Here is a 16,428-nt window from a genome sequence, read left to right as displayed (position 1 = left end):
CCCGGCGCACCGCACTGGAGACACGATGAATTCAACCGCTTCCCCCGAACCCTCCCGCGCCGGCACCGTCACGCGCGAACGGCGCGACAAGGTGCTCGTCGTCACGATCGACCATCCGCCCGTCAACGCGTTGTCCGCCGACGTGCGGCGCGGCCTGGCCGACGCGCTCGACGCCGCGCAGACCGACGACGCGATCCGCGCGGTGCTGATCGTCGGCGCCGGCCGCAACTTCATCGCGGGCGCCGACATCCGCGAATTCGGCAAGCCGCCGGTGCCGCCGTCGCTGCCCGACGTGTGCGAGCGGATCGAGTCGAGCGCGAAGCCGGTCGTGGTCGCGCTGCACGGCGCGACGCTCGGCGGCGGCCTCGAGGTCGCGCTCGCCGCGCATTACCGGCTCGCGGTGCCCGGCGCGAAACTGGGGCTGCCCGAAGTCACGCTCGGCCTGCTGCCCGGCGCGGGCGGCACGCAGCGCGCGCCGCGCCTGATCGGCGCGAAGGCCGCGCTCGACCTGATGCTGACGGGGCGTCACGCGAGCGCCGACGAAGCGCTCGCGCTCGGCCTCGTCGACCGCCTCGCGCACAGCGACGACACGCTTGCCGAAGGCCTGGCCTATGCGCAGGAACTCGTGTCGCTCGGCGCGCCGGCACGGCGCACGCGCGATGCGCGGGGGCTCGCCGATCGCGCGAGCGCGCAGGCCGCGATCGACGCGGCGCGCGCCGACTTGCCGAAGAAGTCGCGTGGCCTGTTCTCGCCGGCGAAGATCGTCGACGCGGTCGAGGCCGCGCTCACGCAGTCGTTCGACGCGGGGATCAAGCTCGAACGCAGCCTGTTCCTGCAGTGCATCGACAGCCCGCAGCGCGCGGGCCTCGTGCACGCGTTCTTCGCGGAGCGCGAGGCGGCGAAGGCGCCCGAGGCGCGCCGCGCGAGCGCGCGTCCGGTCGAGCGGATCGGCGTGGTCGGCGGTGGCACGATGGGCGCGGGGATCGCGGTCGCGGCGCTCGATGCCGGGCTACCCGTGACGATGATCGAACGCGACGAAGCGGCGCTCGCACGCGGCCGCGCGCACGTCGAGAAGGTCTACGACGGTCTCGTCGCGAAGGGCCGGATGACGCCGGCCGCGCATGCGGCGCGGCTCGCGCGCTTCAAGGGCAGCACGTCGTACGACGCGCTCGCGCAGGCCGACGTCGTGATCGAGGCCGTGTTCGAGGACATGGCCGTGAAGAAGGCGGTATTCGCCGAACTCGCGCGCGTGTGCAAGCCGGGCGCGGTGCTCGCGACCAACACGTCGTATCTCGACATCGACGAACTGGCGGCCAGCATCGACCGGCCGGCCGACGTGATCGGCCTGCATTTCTTCTCGCCGGCCAACGTGATGAAGCTGCTCGAGATCGTCGTGCCGGCACGCGTGAGCGCGGAGGTCGTCGCGACGGCGTTCGCGCTCGCGAAGCAGCTGAAGAAGACGCCGGTGCGCGCGGGCGTGTGCGACGGTTTCATCGGCAACCGGATCCTCGCGGTCTACCGCACCGCGGCCGACTACCTGATGGAGGACGGCGCGTCGCCGTACCAGATCGATCGTGCGGTGCGCGAATTCGGCTTCCCGATGGGACCGTTCCAGGTCGTCGACCTCGCGGGCGGCGACATCGGCTGGGCGACCCGCAAGCGCCGCGCGGCGACGCGCGACCCGCGCGCGCGCTACGTGGAAATTTCCGACCGGCTGTGCGAGCGCGGCTGGTTCGGGCAGAAGACCGCGCGCGGCTACTACCTGTATCCGGACGGCGCGCGCGTCGGCACGCCGGACCCGGAAGTCGAGGCCATCGTCGCCGACGAGCGCGCGAAGAAGGGCATCACGCCGCGCGCGTTCAGCGACGACGAGATCCTGCGCCGCTACCTCGCCGCGATGATCAACGAAGGCGCGAACGTCGTGCACGAGAAGATCGCGCTGCGCCCGCTCGATGTCGACGCGGTGTTCCTGCACGGCTACGGCTTCCCGCGTTATCGCGGCGGCCCGATGCACTACGCGGACACGGTCGGCCTGGCGAACGTGCTCGCCGACATTCGCGCGTTCGCGAAGGAGGATCCGCTGTTCTGGAAGCCTTCGCCGCTGATCGTCGAGCTGGTCGAGCGCGGCGCGGATTTCGCGAGCCTGAACCACATCGACTGAACGCCCACCGCATTCGCAACGGACTCACGATGGACCTCAATTTCACTCCCGAAGAGGAAGCGTTCCGCGCCGACGTGCAGCGCTTCCTCGCCGCCGAACTGCCGGCGCGCACCGCGCGCAAGGTGAAGGGCGGCCTGCATCTGACGCGCGACGACATGCGCGAATGGCACGCGATCCTGAACGCCCGCGGCTGGCTCGCGAGCCACTGGCCGCGCGAGTACGGCGGCCCCGGCTGGAGCGTCGCGCAGAAGTTCCTGTTCGACAACGAATGCGCGCTCGCGGGCGCGCCGCGCATCGTCCCGTTCGGCGTCAACATGCTCGGGCCCGTGCTGATCAAGTACGGCAGCGAAGCGCAGCAGCGCCACTGGCTGCCGCGCATTCTCGACGGCACCGACTGGTGGTGCCAGGGCTATTCGGAGCCGGGCGCCGGTTCCGATCTCGCGTCGGTGAAGACGAGCGCGGTACGCCACGGCGATCACTACGTCGTCAACGGCCAGAAGACGTGGACCACGCTCGGTCACTACGCGAACATGATCTTCTGTCTCGTGCGCACCGCGACCGACGTGCGCAAGCAGGAGGGCATCAGCTTCCTGCTGATCGACATGAACACGCCGGGTGTCGAAGTGCGTCCGATCATCACGTTCGACGGCGAGCACGAGGTGAACGAAGTGTTCTTCACCGACGTGCGCGTGCCCGTCGAGAACCTGGTCGGCGAGGAGAACCGCGGCTGGACCTGCGCGAAATACCTGCTTACGTACGAGCGCACCAACATAGCCGGCATCGGCTTCTCGACGGCCGCGCTCGAGCGGCTGCGCGCGGTCGCCGCGAAGGTCACGAAGAACGGCCGGCCGCTCGCGGACGATCCGTTCTTCGCGGCGCGCGTCGCGCGCGTCGAGATCGAACTCGAGAACATGCGCACGACCAACCTGCGCGTGCTGGCCGCGGTCGCGGGCGGCGGCGTGCCGGGGGCCGAGAGCTCGATGCTGAAGATCCGCGGCACGCAGATCCGCCAGGAGATCACCGCGCTGATGCGCCGCGCGATGGGGCCGTACGCGCAGCCGTTCGTCGAAGACGCGCTCGACGGCGATCACGACGGCGAGCCGGTCGGCCCGGAGGAGGCCGCGAGCGCCGCGCAGCAGTACTTCAACAATCGCAAGCTGTCGATCTTCGGCGGCTCGAACGAGATCCAGAAGAACATCATCGCGAAGATGATGCTCGGGCTGTAACGAGGGACGCGACGATGGATTTCCAGCACACAGAAGACCGCCGGATGCTGGCGGACACGTTGAACCGCTTCATCGCCGAACAGTATGCGTTCCCGGTGCGCGATCGCATCGCGCAGTCGGCCGACGGGTTCGATCGCACGATGTGGCAGCGCTTCGCCGAACTGGGCGCGGTGGGCGCGCTGTTTGTCGAGGCCGACGGCGGCTTCGGCGGCGCGGGCTTCGACATCGCCGTGGTGTTCGAATGCCTCGGGCGCGGGCTCGTCGTCGAGCCGTTCCTCGGCGCGCTGCTCGCCGGCCGCGCGCTGTCGCTCGCCGGCGGCGCCGCGCATCGCGAGCGGCTTGCCGCGCTGATTGACGGCAGCGCGAGCGCCGCGTTCGCGCACGACGAGCCGGGCTCGCACTACGAACTGACGACGGTGCGCACGCGCGCCGAGCGTGCCGGCGACGGCTGGGTGCTGACGGGCGCGAAGGGCGTCGTCGACCAGGCCGCGCAGGCGGCGTTCTTCGTCGTCAGCGCGCGCGTGTCCGGTCATGACGACGACGCGGCCGGCATCGGCCTGTTCGTCGTGCCGGCCGACGCGCCGGGCGTGTCGCTGCGCGACTACCGGAAGATCGATGGCGGCCGCGCGGCCGAAGTGCGTTTCGAGCGCGTCGCGCTGCCGGCCGATGCCGCGCTCGGCGCACCGAATGCGCACGACGGCGAAGCGGGCGCCGCGCTGCTCGAGCGCGTGCTCGGCTACGGGCTGCTCGCGCTGTCGGCCGAAGCGCTCGGCGCGATGGACATCGCGAAGGCGTACACGCTCGACTACCTGCGCACGCGCAAGCAGTTCGGGATGCCGATCGGCAGCTTCCAGGCGCTGCAGCACCGGATGGCCGACCTGCTGCTCGAAGTCGAGCAGGCGCGCTCGGCGGTGATCAACGCGGCCGCGCAGCTCGACGCGCCGCGTGCGGTGCGCGAGCGCGCGCTCGCGGCGGCCAAGTACAGCATCGGCCGGATCGGCACACTGGTCGCCGAGGAAAGCATCCAGCTGCACGGCGGGATCGGGATGACGTGGGAGCTGCCGCTGTCGCACTACGCGAAGCGGCTGGTGATGATCGATCACCAGCTCGGCGACGAGGATCATCATCTCGCGCGCTATATCGCGCTGTCGAAACAGTAAAGACGAACGACGCGAATGGAGGAGACAACGATGACGAACGACCCGCGCGCATTGCCGCTGGCCGGCGTGAAGGTGCTCGATTTCTCGCGCGTGCTCGCGGGCCCGTGGAGCGCGATGGTGCTCGCCGATTTCGGCGCGGACGTGATCAAGATCGAGCATCCGGCGCGCGGCGACGACACGCGCGACTGGGGGCTGCGGATCGGCGACACCGAGACGACCTACTTCAACAGCGTGAACCGCAGCAAGCGGTCGATCTGCGTCGACCTGCAGACGGAAACCGGGCAGCGCATCGCGCGCGAGCTCGCCGCGCAGGCCGATGTGCTGATCCACAACTTCAAGGCCGGTGGCGCGGAAAAGCTCGGGCTCGGCTACGACGCGCTGGCCGATCTGAATCCGCGGCTCGTGCATTGCGCGATCTCGGGCTACGACCGTTCGGGCCCGGAGGCCGCGCGGCCCGGCTATGACCTCGTCGTGCAGGGCGAGGCGGGGCTGATGGCGCTGAACGGCGAGGCCGACCAGCCGCCGCTGAAGTTCGGCGTCGCGGCGGTCGACCTGTTCACCGGCATGTATTCGGCGCAGGCGGTCCTTGCCGCGCTGTACGAGCGCCATGCGACGGGGCGCGGACGGCGCATCGAGATGGCGCTGTTCGACTGCGGGCTGATGATCACCGCGTACTACGGGCTCGACGCGCTGCTGATGGGCGAGGATCCGCCGCGCTACGGTAACGCGCATCCGTCGATCGTGCCGTACGGCGTGTTCGATGCGGCCGACGGCCCGGTCGTGATCACGGTCGGCAACAACACGCAGTTCGCGCGTTTCTGCGACGCGATCGAGCGGCCCGACCTCGCCGCGGACGAACGCTACAAGACCAACCTGGGCCGCTCCGGGAATCGCGCCGAGCTGCTGCCGGAGATCCGCCGCGAACTCGCGCGCCGGCCGCGCGCGACGCTGCTCGCGGCGCTTTCCGGCGCGGGCATTCCGTGCGGCGAAGTGCTCGGGCTGCACGACGCGCTGACGTCGGAGCGCGCGACCCGCGCGGGGCTCGTCACGCGGCAGCCGCATCCGGTCGCGGGCGACGTCGACGTGCTCGCGCCGCCGTACCGCTTCGACGGTGCGCGTCTGCCGGTGCGCGGTGCGCCGCCGGTGCTCGGCGCCGATACGGACGACGTGCTCGGCGGCTGGCTCGGGCTGTCGGGGGACGAGCTGGCGCGGCTGCGCGCCGAGCGCGTCGTGTAGATCGCTTTTGCCGCCGCGGCGCGGGCGGAGCAGTCGACGCGCCGGCCATCCAGCAGACGCCCCTCGCAATGACGAGGCGGTTGCCCTGCGGGGACTGGAGGAGGCGCCAAAGGGCCAACACCAGTCGACCGCGAAGCATGGGACCCGAGTAAGCGCTAAAGCGCCAACTCTGGTCGACAGGAGGAGACACCATGGAGCTTTCCGTCATCGAATCGGTCACGGCGTGCCGTGACTACCAGCAGCTCGTGCGTGCGCGGCGCCGCTTCAGCTTCACGCTGACGGCGCTGATGATCGCGACCTACTACGGCTTCATCCTGCTCGTCGCGCTCGCGCCGCACGTGCTGGCCGCGCCGCTGTACCGCGGCGCGACGACCACGGTCGGGATCGTCGCGGGCGTCGCGATCATCCTGGTCGCGATCGGCCTGACCGCGTGGTACGTGCTGCGTGCGAACCGTGCGTTCGACCGCCGCGTCGCCGCGATCCTGCAACGTTCGTGATGGAGGCCCCCATGCGACTCACTTCGCGCGCGCTCGGCGCGCTGGCCGTTCTCGTTTCCTCCACTGCGCACGCGACCTCCGTCGCGGGCCCGATGCCCGACAAGGTCGAGCTGAACCCGGTCGCGATCGCGATGTTCTTCGCGTTCGTGTTCGCGACGCTCGCGCTCACGCGCTGGGCCGCGCGCCGCACGCGCTCGACGCGCGACTTCTATACGGCCGGCGGCGGCATCACCGGGCTGCAGAACGGGCTCGCGATCGCGGGCGACTACATGTCGGCCGCGTCGTTCCTCGGGCTCTCGGGGATGGTGTTCATGTTCGGCTTCGACGGGCTGATCTACTCGATCGGCTTCCTGGTCGGCTGGCCGTTCGTGATGTTCCTGATCGCCGAGCCGCTGCGCAATCTCGGCAAGTTCACGTTCGTCGACGTGGTCGCGTACCGCTTCGCGCAGCGGCCGATCCGGCTGCTGACGTCCGCGAACGCGCTGACGATCGTCGTGCTGTACCTGGTCGTGCAGATGGTCGGCGCGGGCAAGCTGATCCAGCTGCTGTTCGGGCTGTCGTACGGCACGGCCGAGCTGATCGTCGGCGTGCTGATGGTCGTCTACGTGTTCTTCGGCGGGATGACCGCGACCACCTGGGTGCAGGTGATCAAGGCCGTGCTGCTGCTGTGCGGCGCGACGCTGCTCGTATTGCTCGCGCTCGGGGAATTCGGCTTCAGCGTCGACGAGATGTTCCGCCGCGCGGTGGCCGTGCATCCGGGCGCGCTGTCGATCATGGGCCCCGGCAAGCTGATTCGCGATCCGGCCAACGCGCTGTCGCTCGGTATCGCGCTGATGTTCGGCACGGCCGGCTTCCCGCACATCCTGATGCGCTTCTTCACGGTGCCGAACGCGAAGGAGGCGCGCAAGTCGGTGCTGTACGCGACGGGCTTCATCGGCTACTTCTATTTGCTGACCTTCGTGATCGGCTTTTCGGCGATCGTGCTGCTCGCGCAGCATCCGGAATTCTTCCGGCTCGGCGCGAACGGCACGTTCAACTTGACGCACGACCTGCTCGGCGGCTCGAACATGGTCGCGGTGAAGCTCGCGCAGGCGGTCGGCGGCAACTGGTTCTACGGTTTCATCGCGGCCGTCACGTTCGCGACGATCCTCGCGGTGGTCGCCGGGCTGACGCTCGCCGGCGCGACCACGATCTCGCACGACCTGTATGCGCAGATGTGGGCGCGCGGCAAGCCCGACGAGCGGCTGGAAATGCGCATCTCGCGCGCGGCGACGATCGGGTTGTCGGCGATCGCGATCGCGTTGTCGATCCTGTTCGAGCACGTGAACGTCGCGTTCATGGTCGGCCTCGTCGCGGCGGTGGCCGCCAGCGCGAATTTCCCGGTGCTCGCGATGTCGATCTTCTGGCGCGGGATGACGACACGCGGCGCGGTGCTCGGCGGCGGCCTCGGCCTCGCGTCGGCGGTCGCGCTCACGGTGCTGTCGAAGTCGGTGTGGGTCGACGTGCTGCACCACGCGCATGCGCCGGTGTTCCTCGACAACCCGGCGCTCGTGTCGGTGCCGCTCGCGTTCTTCGGGATCGTCGTCGGCTCGCTCGCGGACCGCGGCGAGCGCGCGCGGCGCGAGCGCGACGCGTTCGCGCAGCAGGAGTTCTATGCGCAGACGGGCGTGCTGGCGAGTCGCGCCGTGCAGCACTGATCCGTCCGATGAATGGCCGAATCCGTCCGGATCGCCGGACGGATATTTTCCGGAAATCCGGAATCCCGGATTTCCTTGCCTGCCGCATTATGAGAAATACAATGAAAACAACGGCTTGAGGGGTTCCGGAAACCTGGCATCGACCTTGCGATATGAATAGCACGGCCGTCCCCCCGGCCTGACTATTAAACCAAGGAGACAATCGATGACCAATGCCTTCCTCCCCTGTCGGATGTCTTGAGGCATCGCTTGTTGCGGCACGGCAGCCGCGCGGGCGAATGGTTCTTTCCCCTGACATTCGCCTGCGCGCGTGACGCCGTTTCCACCGGCTCATCTACTTCAGCAGGAACCATCGTGAAGAAGAAACCCTTCTACAAAGTGCTCTATGTGCAGGTGATTTTCGCCATCATCATCGGCGTGATCCTCGGCCACTTCTACCCGGCGCTCGCCACCGACATGAAACCGCTCGGCGACGGCTTCATCAAGCTGATCAAGATGGTGATCGGGCCGATCATCTTCTGTACGGTCGTGACCGGCATCGCCGGCATGGAGGACATGAAGAAGGTTGGCCGCGTCGGCGGCAAGGCGCTGCTGTACTTCGAAGTCGTGTCGACCTTCGCGCTGCTGCTGGGCCTCGCGGCCACGCACATCCTGCGTCCGGGCGTCGGCTTCAACATCGATCCGGCGACGCTCGACGGCAAGGCCGTCGCATCGTACGCGGCGAAGGCGCACGGTCAGTCGACCGTCGACTTCCTGCTGCACATCATCCCGAACACGATGGTCGATGCCTTCGCGCAGGGCGAAATCCTGCAGATCCTGCTGATCGCGCTGCTGTTCGGCAGCGTGCTCGCGCACCTCGGCGAGCGCGGCAAGGTCGTGACCGACTTCATCGACGGTCTCACGCGCGTGCTGTTCGGTATCGTGCACATCGTCACGAAGCTCGCACCGATCGGCGCGTTCGGCGCGATGGCCTTCACGATCGGCAAGTACGGCGTCGGCTCGCTGGTGCCGCTGCTCAAGCTGATCGGCACGTTCTACCTGACGTCGATCGTGTTCGTGCTGGTCGTGCTCGGCACGATCGCGCGCGTCACGGGCTTCTCGATCATCCGCTTCGTGTCCTACATCAAGGAAGAGCTGCTGATCGTGCTCGGCACGAGCTCGTCGGAAGCCGCGCTGCCGCAGCTGATGGAAAAGCTCGAGAAGGCCGGCTGCTCGCGTTCGGTCGTCGGCCTCGTCGTGCCGACCGGGTACTCGTTCAACCTCGACGGCACCAACATCTACATGACGATGGCCGTGCTGTTCATCGCGCAGGCGACCAACATCGAACTGACGTGGATGCAGCAGCTCACGCTGCTCGCGGTCGCGATGCTGACGTCGAAGGGCGCGAGCGGTGTCACGGGTGCAGGCTTCATCACGCTCGCCGCGACGCTCGCCGTCGTGCCGACGATCCCGCTGTCGGGCATGGTGCTGATCCTCGGCATCGACCGCTTCATGAGCGAATGCCGTGCGCTGACCAACATCGTCGGCAACGGTGTCGCAACCGTCGTCGTGTCGGCGTGGGAGAAGGAGCTCGACCGCAACAAGCTGCGTCAGGCGCTGACCGGCGGCGGCGAAGTCAAGACGACCGAGGCGGCCGGCGTCTGACACCATGAACGAGCAGGCGGCGGCACCGCCCGCGGCCGCCGCGCCGCGCGGCGGCCGGGGCGGTCGGGGCGGCGATGTGGAGCCCTATGACACAATAGGCGATCCGCATCGCCAGGAAGTCACGTCCGTGAAGCGCCGCCTGCTCATCCTCGTCGTGCTTGCCGCCGCGCTCGCGGCGGCGTGCGCGCTGACGTGGACCATCACGTGGCGGCGCGGCGTCGCCGAGCTGCAGCGCAACGCCGCGGTGCGGGTCGACCGCACCACCAACGCGCTCAAGAGCACGCTCGACCGCTACGAATCGCTGCCTTATCTGCTCGGCAGCCATCCGTACGTGCAGGACCTGCTCGCCGAGCCGAAGCGCACCGATTTCACCGGGCGCGCGAACCGTTATCTCGAAGACCTCAACGAACACGCGCACGCGACCGTCACCTACGTGGTCGGCGCGGACGGCCTGTGCGTCGCCGCCAGCAACTGGCGCGCGCCCGACAGCTTCGTCGGGATCGAATACCGCTTCCGCCCGTATTTCATCGACGCGATGAACGGCCGGGTCGGCCGCTTCTTCGGGATCGGCACGATCTCGCGCGATCCCGGCTACTACATCTCGCAGCCGGTGCGGCGCGACGGCAAGATCGTGGGTGTCGTCGTCGTGAAACTCAATCTCGAATGGTTCCAGGGCGCCGATGCGTCCGAACCGCTCGTCGTCGCGGACGATCACGGCGTCGTGTTCCTGTCGTCCGTGCCCGCATGGAAATACCACACGCTGCATCCGTTGACGGGGCCCGTCGCCGCGTCGATCTACGAGACGCGTCAGTACGCGCAGCAGCCCGTCACGCCGCTGCCGCTGCGCGTCGAGCAGGTGCTCGGCGCGGACGCGGAGATCGTGCGCCTCGGCCCGGGCCTGCGCGCACCGCGCTTCCTGGCCAGCAAGCGGCGGATCGGCGAACCCGACTGGCTGCTCGTCACGCTCGCGCCGATCGCACCGATCGACGCCGATGCGCGCAACGCGACCATCGTCACGGGCTTCGGCTTCGTGTCGGTTGCGTTGCTCGCGTTCTACTGGCGCATGCGCCGCGCTCGCGTGCGCGAGATGATCCGCGGCCGCGCGCTGCTGCAGCAGGCCTATGCGGAGCTGAACCGGCGCGTCGAGGAACGCACGGCCGACCTGTCGGAAGCGAACGAGCAATTGCAGAAGGAAGTCGGCGACCGGATCCGCGCGGAACAGGAATTGCGCGCCGCGCACGACGAACTGATCCAGGCGAGCAAGCTCGCCGCGCTCGGCCAGATGGCGGCCGGCATCACGCACGAACTGAATCAGCCGCTCGCGGCATTGCGCAGCTTCTCGGACAACACGCGCGTGCTGCTCGATCGCGGCGAGCAGGCGGCCGCGCGCGAGAACCTCGAGGCGATCGCCGCGCTGACCGAGCGGATGGGCAAGATCACCAACCAGCTGAAGCTGTTCGTCGGCCGCGCGAAGCCGCGCAACGAACAGGCGCTGGTCGTGCGCGCGCTGCGCAGCGTGCTGTCGCTGCTCGGCGACCGGCTGCGCGGCGTCGCGCTCACGCTGACGCTGCAGGATGCGACCGTGTCGCCCGCGCAGGATGCGCCGCTCGACCTCGCGCGCGATTATCCGGACCTCGTCGCCCGCTGCGAGGACTTGCGCCTCGAACAGGTGCTGATCAACCTGCTCGGTAACGCGCTCGACGCGGTCGCGGGTGTCGCGGCGCCGGCGATCGAAGTGACGATCGCGGTGTCGGTCGCGACGCTGGCGGTCGAGGTGCGCGACAACGGCCCGGGCATCGCGCCCGACCTGCTGCCGCGCCTGTTCGAACCGTTCTTCACGACCAAGGAAATGGGGCGCGGGCTCGGGCTCGGCCTCGCGATCTCGTCGTCGATCGCGAGCGACGCGGGCGGCGCGCTGACCGCGCGCAATGCGCCGTCCGGCGGCGCGCTGTTCGTCTTGACGCTGCGGCGCACGCGCACGCATCATCCGGACTCCCTGTCCGAGCCGGCCGGCTCGCGCTAGGACCCGTTCGCCGCACGACCGGCATCAACGAGAGCCGCGCGCGCTTCCCGCCGCGCGGCGTGTCAGGAGCAAGTGACTACGATGGCCAACCGGCTGCAAGTGATCTATATCGAAGACGATGCGCTCGTTCGCCGGGCGAGCGTGCAGAGCCTCCAGCTCGCGGGGTTCGACGTCGTCGGGTTCGAATCGGCCGAGGCGGCCGACAAGGCGGTCGTCGCGGAAACCGCCGGCGTGATCGTCAGCGACATCCGGCTGCCCGGCGCGAGCGGGCTCGACCTGCTCGCGCAGTGCCGCGAGCGCGTGCCCGACGTGCCGGTGATCCTCGTCACCGGCCACGGCGACATCTCGATGGCCGTGCAGGCGATGCGCGACGGCGCGTACGACTTCATCGAAAAGCCGTTCGCGGCCGAACGGCTGATCGAGACCGTGCGTCGCGCGCTCGAGCGGCGCGAACTCGTGCTCGAGAACCATGCGCTGCGGCGCGAGCTGGCCGGGCAGAATATCGTCGCGCCGCGCATCATCGGCCGCAGCCCGGCGATCGAACAGGTGCGCAAGCTGATCGCGAACGTCGCGCCCACCGACGCATCGGTGCTGATCAACGGCGACACGGGCGCCGGCAAGGAGCTGATCGCGCGCAGCCTGCACGAGCTGTCGCCGCGTCGCGACAAGCCGTTCATCGCGGTGAACTGCGGCGCGCTGCCCGAGCCGATGTTCGAGTCGGAGATGTTCGGCTACGAGCCCGGCGCGTTTACGGGGGCCGCGAAGCGCCGCGTCGGCAAGCTCGAATATGCATCCGGCGGCACGCTGTTTCTCGACGAAATCGAAAGCATGCCGCTCGCGCTGCAGGTGAAGCTGCTGCGCGTGCTGCAGGACGGTGTGCTTGAGCGGCTCGGCTCGAACCAGCCGATTCGCGTGAACTGCCGCGTCGTCGCGGCCGCGAAGGGCGACATGAGCGAGCTCGTCGCGGCCGGCACGTTCCGGCGCGACCTGCTGTACCGGCTCAACGTCGTGACGATCGCGCTGCCGCCGCTCGCCGAGCGCCGCGAGGACATCGTGCCGCTGTTCGAGCACTTCATGCTCGACGCGGCCGTGCGCTACGGGCGGCCGGCCCCCGTGCTGACCGACCGGCAGCGCGCGAGCCTGATGCAGCGCGACTGGCCCGGCAACGTGCGCGAGCTGCGCAACGCGGCGGACCGCTTCGTGCTCGGCGTCGCCGACATGCCGCAGGAAGCGGGCGCGAACGGCGACGATGCCGAGAGCGACCAGACGCTGAAGGAGCGCATCGAGCAGTTCGAGCGCGCGGTGATTGCGCAGGCGCTGAACCAGACGGGCGGCGCGGTCGCGGCGACGGCCGACCGGCTGCATGTCGGCAAGGCGACGCTATACGAGAAGATGAAGCGCTACGGGCTGTCGGCGAAAGGCGAAACCGAGCGCTGAAAAACGAACGGACCGCAGTGCGGTCCGTTGTGCGGAGCAGGGCTGCGTGCACCCTGCGAGCGGAGAATCGAGTGGCGGCGCTCAGGCCGCGTTGCTGTCGAGCGCCTTCTTGAGCAGCGCGTCGAGTTCCGCGAACTGCGGTGCGCCGACGTAGCGCTTCAGGATCTTGCCATTCTTGTCGACGACGAAGGTCGTCGGCGTGAGCTGCACGTTGCCGAACTGCTTCGCGACGCTGCCGTCGTCGAGTGCGACCTTGAACGGCAGCTGGCGCGTCTGCGCATAGTTCGCGACGTACATCGGCGGATCGTAGTTCATCGCCACCGCGACGAATTCCAGCCCCTGACCCTTGAAGCGATTGTAGGTCTCGACCATCTGCGGCATTTCCTGCATGCAGGTCGCGCAGCTCGTCGCCCAGAAGTTGACGAGGTAGACCTTGCCCTTCAGGTCGCCGGCCGTCGACACCTTCTGGCCCGACAGCAGCGTGAACGTGGCGTCCGGCACGCTGGACTTGCCGTTGAACGCAAAGAAGCCGGCAACGGCAATGGCCGCGACGACAACCGCCGCGACGATATAGCGGGCGGGGCCGGTGCGGCGCTGGGCGGAAGGCGTGGTGTTCATCTGGTGCTCTCGGAGTCGGTCGATGACGCGGGTCGATGCAAAGGACGTCGAAATTCGGCGCTCATTTTAGCGCGAATGCGCGGCACGCACCGGCGGCCGCCACGGATCCCCGGTGTCAGCCTTGGCGGATAATGGCCGTTTTGCCTGTTCGATCCCCGCCATGCCGAAGGAAGTCATCGATTCGTTGCGTCCCCTTTTTCGTCCGCTGCGACACTTCGCCGCGCTCGCGTGCGTGAGCGCCGCGCTGGCCGCGTGCTCGCCATCCTATGACTGGCGCACGTTGCACAACGACGCCGGCTATACGATCGACCTGCCGGCGAAACCGACCGTCGAGGACCACCCGGTCGCGGTCGGCGGCGCATCGATGCCGATGCGGATGCAGGCCGCGCACGTCGACGGCGCGGTATTCGCGGTCGGCACGCTGACGCTGCCGGACGACCGCGACGACACGCGCCGCGCGGCGCTCGAGTTCCTGCGCGCCGGGCTGTCGCGCAATCTCGAAGGCGCGCCGCGGACGGCCTCGGTGCCGGTGCCGCTCGCGGCCGGCGGCGCGGTGAACGGGCTCGAGCTGCGGGTCGCGGGCGCGGCCAGCGGCGGCGATCACGCGCACAAGACGATCGTTGCGCGGCTCGTGGCGCGCGGCCGGCATGCGTATCAGGCCGTCGTGATCGCCGACGGGCCGCTCGCGCAGGAACAGCTCGACCAGTTTTTCGGCTCGTTCAAACTGGACTGACACCGGTCGGCGAGGGCGCTATGACACGCGGTGACAACTGAAAGTTCATTCGCAGCTTTCGACGCTAATCTCCGGATTTTGCGGGGATTTTTCAGCTATCCACAGCGCATGTGGATAACTTTGTTGAAAAGTTGGGCGAATCTCGCGCAAAGCCGCGCCGGACGGCCTTCCGGTACATTCGGCAACTTCCGCGCCCTTTGAGAAAAATCAATCGAAACAATGGGATACGAATTTCGCGGTGACAAGACGCTCGCGGGCGGCGATCCGGGGCCAGATTCGCGAAATTGTGCATAAGTCAAGTCTTGACAGCCGCATTTTGTCCTCCGATGGCGCTTATAGCGCCGTGAGCGCGCGCCGGTAGCGGATCGCCTCGGCGATCTGCGCGGCCGTCGGCAACGGGTCGCCGGCCAGGTCGGCGATCGTCCGCGCGACCTTCAGCACGCGGAAATACGCGCGCGCCGACCAGCCGAAGCGCTCGCCGGCCTCGCGCAGCAGCCGCTCGCCGTCGTCGGTCGGGCGGCACAGGTCGTCGGTCTCGCGACCGCTCAGCATGTGATTCGTCTTGCCCTGCCGTTCGAACTGCAGCGTGCGCGCCTGGGCGACCCGTGCGGCGACCGTGGCGCTCGATTCGCCGTGCGCCGTCGCGCGCGCGGCGAGTTCGGCCGGCGACAGCGCGGGCAGGTCGATCTGGATGTCGATCCGGTCGAGCAGCGGCCCCGACAGCTTGCGCAGGTAGCGTGAGGCGACGTCCGGCGAGCAGCGGCAGCGCCCGGACGGATCGCCGTGCCAGCCGCACGGGCACGGATTCATCGCGGCGATCAGCTGGCACGCGGCGGGGAAATCGGCCTGCTGCGCCGCGCGCGAGATCGTGATGCGGCCGACTTCCAGCGGCTCGCGCAGCATTTCCAGCACGTGCCGGTCGAATTCGGGCAGCTCGTCGAGAAACAGCACGCCGAGGTGCGCGAGCGTGATCTCGCCCGGCTGCGGCGGATTGCGGCCGCCTACCAGCGCGGCGGCGCTCGACGAATGATGCGGCGAGCGGAACGGCCGCCGCCGCCACTGCGCGGGCGAGAAGCCGATGCGGCTGGCGGAAAGGAGCGCGGCCGACGTCAGCGCCTCGTCGTCGGTCAGCGGCGGCAGGAGGCCTGGCAGCCGCGCGGCCAGCATCGACTTGCCGGCGCCGGGCGGCCCGATCATCAGCATGTGGTGTCCGCCCGCGGCGGCCACTTCGAGCGCGCGCCGGGCGCCGCGCTGGCCGATGACGTCCGCGAGATCGGGGGCGGCCGGCGCCGGCTCGCCGTCGAGGCAGGGCGCCGCGACCGGCGCGAGCCGCGCGTCCGGCGCACCGGCGAGGTGCGCGCACAGCGCGGGCAGATCGGGCGCGCCGAATACCGTGACGCCCGGCACGAGCGCGGCCTCGGCGGCGCTGTCGAGCGGCAGGTACAGCTCGGGCGGGCGCGACGCGGCCGCCGGGCCGGACATTGCGCCGGACGTCGCGCCGGACATTGTGCCGGGCCGAGCGCCGGAACCGATGCCCGATCCGGTTTCACCCGCGCGCCAGTCGCGTGCCGCGCCGCACGCCATCGCGAACGCGCCGCGCATCGGCCGCAGCGCGCCGGTCAGCGACAGCTCGCCCGCGAATTCGCGGCCGGCCAGCGCGTCGGCCGGGATCTGGCCGTTGGCGGCGAGGATGCCGAGCGCGATCGGCAGGTCGAATCGGCCCGACTCCTTGGGCAGGTCGGCCGGTGCGAGGTTGACCGTGATGCGGCGCACGGGGAATTCGAATCCGCAGTTCTGCAGCGCGGCGCGTACGCGCTCGCGGCTTTCGCGGACTTCGAGATCGGGCAGGCCGACGATCGAGAACGACGGCAACCCGTTGGCAAGATGGACTTCGACGGTGACGTCCGGCGCGCGGCCGGCCGCCGGCGCGCGACTGCGCACCACGGCGAGCGACATGGCGAGGCTCCTGTAAATGAATCGGACGGGCAACGGCCGT

The 16,428-nt window shown here is 69.2% G+C and carries 12 protein-coding genes; 10 read left to right on the top strand and 2 right to left on the bottom strand.

Going from position 1 to position 16,428, the window contains the following annotated elements; all coding sequences use genetic code 11:
• Nucleotides 1-25 precede the first annotated feature (25 nt).
• The 9 genes from ACVK00_RS12785 (at nucleotide 26) to ACVK00_RS12745 (ending at nucleotide 13,081) form a co-directional block, all read left to right on the top strand.
• Nucleotides 26-2,161, top strand: coding sequence for a 3-hydroxyacyl-CoA dehydrogenase NAD-binding domain-containing protein (locus ACVK00_RS12785; protein ID WP_284894413.1), 2,136 nt, complete (start codon nucleotides 26-28; stop codon nucleotides 2,159-2,161).
• Nucleotides 2,162-2,190: 29 nt separating this feature from the next.
• On the top strand, nucleotides 2,191-3,387 hold the full coding sequence (locus ACVK00_RS12780; RefSeq protein ID WP_284894414.1) for an acyl-CoA dehydrogenase family protein: 1,197 nt from the start codon (nucleotides 2,191-2,193) through the stop codon (nucleotides 3,385-3,387).
• Nucleotides 3,388-3,401: 14 nt separating this feature from the next.
• Complete coding sequence (locus ACVK00_RS12775; protein WP_228905853.1) at nucleotides 3,402-4,547, top strand: acyl-CoA dehydrogenase family protein; 1,146 nt, start codon at nucleotides 3,402-3,404, stop codon at nucleotides 4,545-4,547.
• A gap of 30 nt (nucleotides 4,548-4,577) precedes the next feature.
• Complete coding sequence (locus ACVK00_RS12770; protein ID WP_284894417.1) at nucleotides 4,578-5,783, top strand: CaiB/BaiF CoA transferase family protein; 1,206 nt, start codon at nucleotides 4,578-4,580, stop codon at nucleotides 5,781-5,783.
• A gap of 191 nt (nucleotides 5,784-5,974) precedes the next feature.
• Nucleotides 5,975-6,280, top strand: a complete 306-nt coding sequence (locus ACVK00_RS12765; RefSeq protein ID WP_006754805.1) for a DUF485 domain-containing protein — start codon at nucleotides 5,975-5,977, stop codon at nucleotides 6,278-6,280.
• A gap of 11 nt (nucleotides 6,281-6,291) precedes the next feature.
• Nucleotides 6,292-7,977: a cation acetate symporter gene (locus ACVK00_RS12760; protein WP_284894419.1), complete on the top strand. Its 1,686-nt coding sequence runs from the start codon at nucleotides 6,292-6,294 to the stop codon at nucleotides 7,975-7,977.
• A gap of 354 nt (nucleotides 7,978-8,331) precedes the next feature.
• Nucleotides 8,332-9,621 (top strand): dicarboxylate/amino acid:cation symporter, encoded by a 1,290-nt coding sequence (locus tag ACVK00_RS12755; protein ID WP_228905836.1) that lies wholly within the window; start codon nucleotides 8,332-8,334, stop codon nucleotides 9,619-9,621.
• Between the two features lie 4 nt (nucleotides 9,622-9,625).
• On the top strand, nucleotides 9,626-11,644 hold the full coding sequence (locus ACVK00_RS12750) for a sensor histidine kinase (RefSeq protein ID WP_354122870.1): 2,019 nt from the start codon (nucleotides 9,626-9,628) through the stop codon (nucleotides 11,642-11,644).
• Nucleotides 11,645-11,725: 81 nt separating this feature from the next.
• A complete protein-coding gene (locus ACVK00_RS12745) occupies nucleotides 11,726-13,081 on the top strand; it encodes a sigma-54-dependent transcriptional regulator (protein WP_228905830.1) in 1,356 nt (451 codons plus the stop codon).
• A gap of 81 nt (nucleotides 13,082-13,162) precedes the next feature.
• Here ACVK00_RS12745 and ACVK00_RS12740 read toward each other — a convergent pair whose 3' ends face one another.
• On the bottom strand, nucleotides 13,163-13,699 hold the full coding sequence (locus ACVK00_RS12740; protein WP_228905823.1) for a TlpA disulfide reductase family protein: 537 nt from the start codon (nucleotides 13,697-13,699) through the stop codon (nucleotides 13,163-13,165).
• Nucleotides 13,700-13,859: 160 nt separating this feature from the next.
• Here ACVK00_RS12740 and ACVK00_RS12735 point away from each other — a divergent pair, with 160 nt between their 5' ends.
• Nucleotides 13,860-14,432 carry a hypothetical protein gene (locus ACVK00_RS12735; protein ID WP_228905821.1) on the top strand — a complete coding sequence of 191 codons (573 nt, stop codon included), beginning with the start codon at nucleotides 13,860-13,862 and terminating at the stop codon, nucleotides 14,430-14,432.
• A gap of 333 nt (nucleotides 14,433-14,765) precedes the next feature.
• Here ACVK00_RS12735 and ACVK00_RS12730 read toward each other — a convergent pair whose 3' ends face one another.
• Nucleotides 14,766-16,388, bottom strand: coding sequence for a YifB family Mg chelatase-like AAA ATPase (locus ACVK00_RS12730; protein ID WP_354122869.1), 1,623 nt, complete (start codon nucleotides 16,386-16,388; stop codon nucleotides 14,766-14,768).
• Between the last annotated feature and the right edge of the window lie 40 nt (nucleotides 16,389-16,428).

Source organism: Burkholderia sp. PvR073 (assembly GCF_054055695.1).
This window is presented reverse-complemented; position numbering and strand designations above follow the sequence as displayed.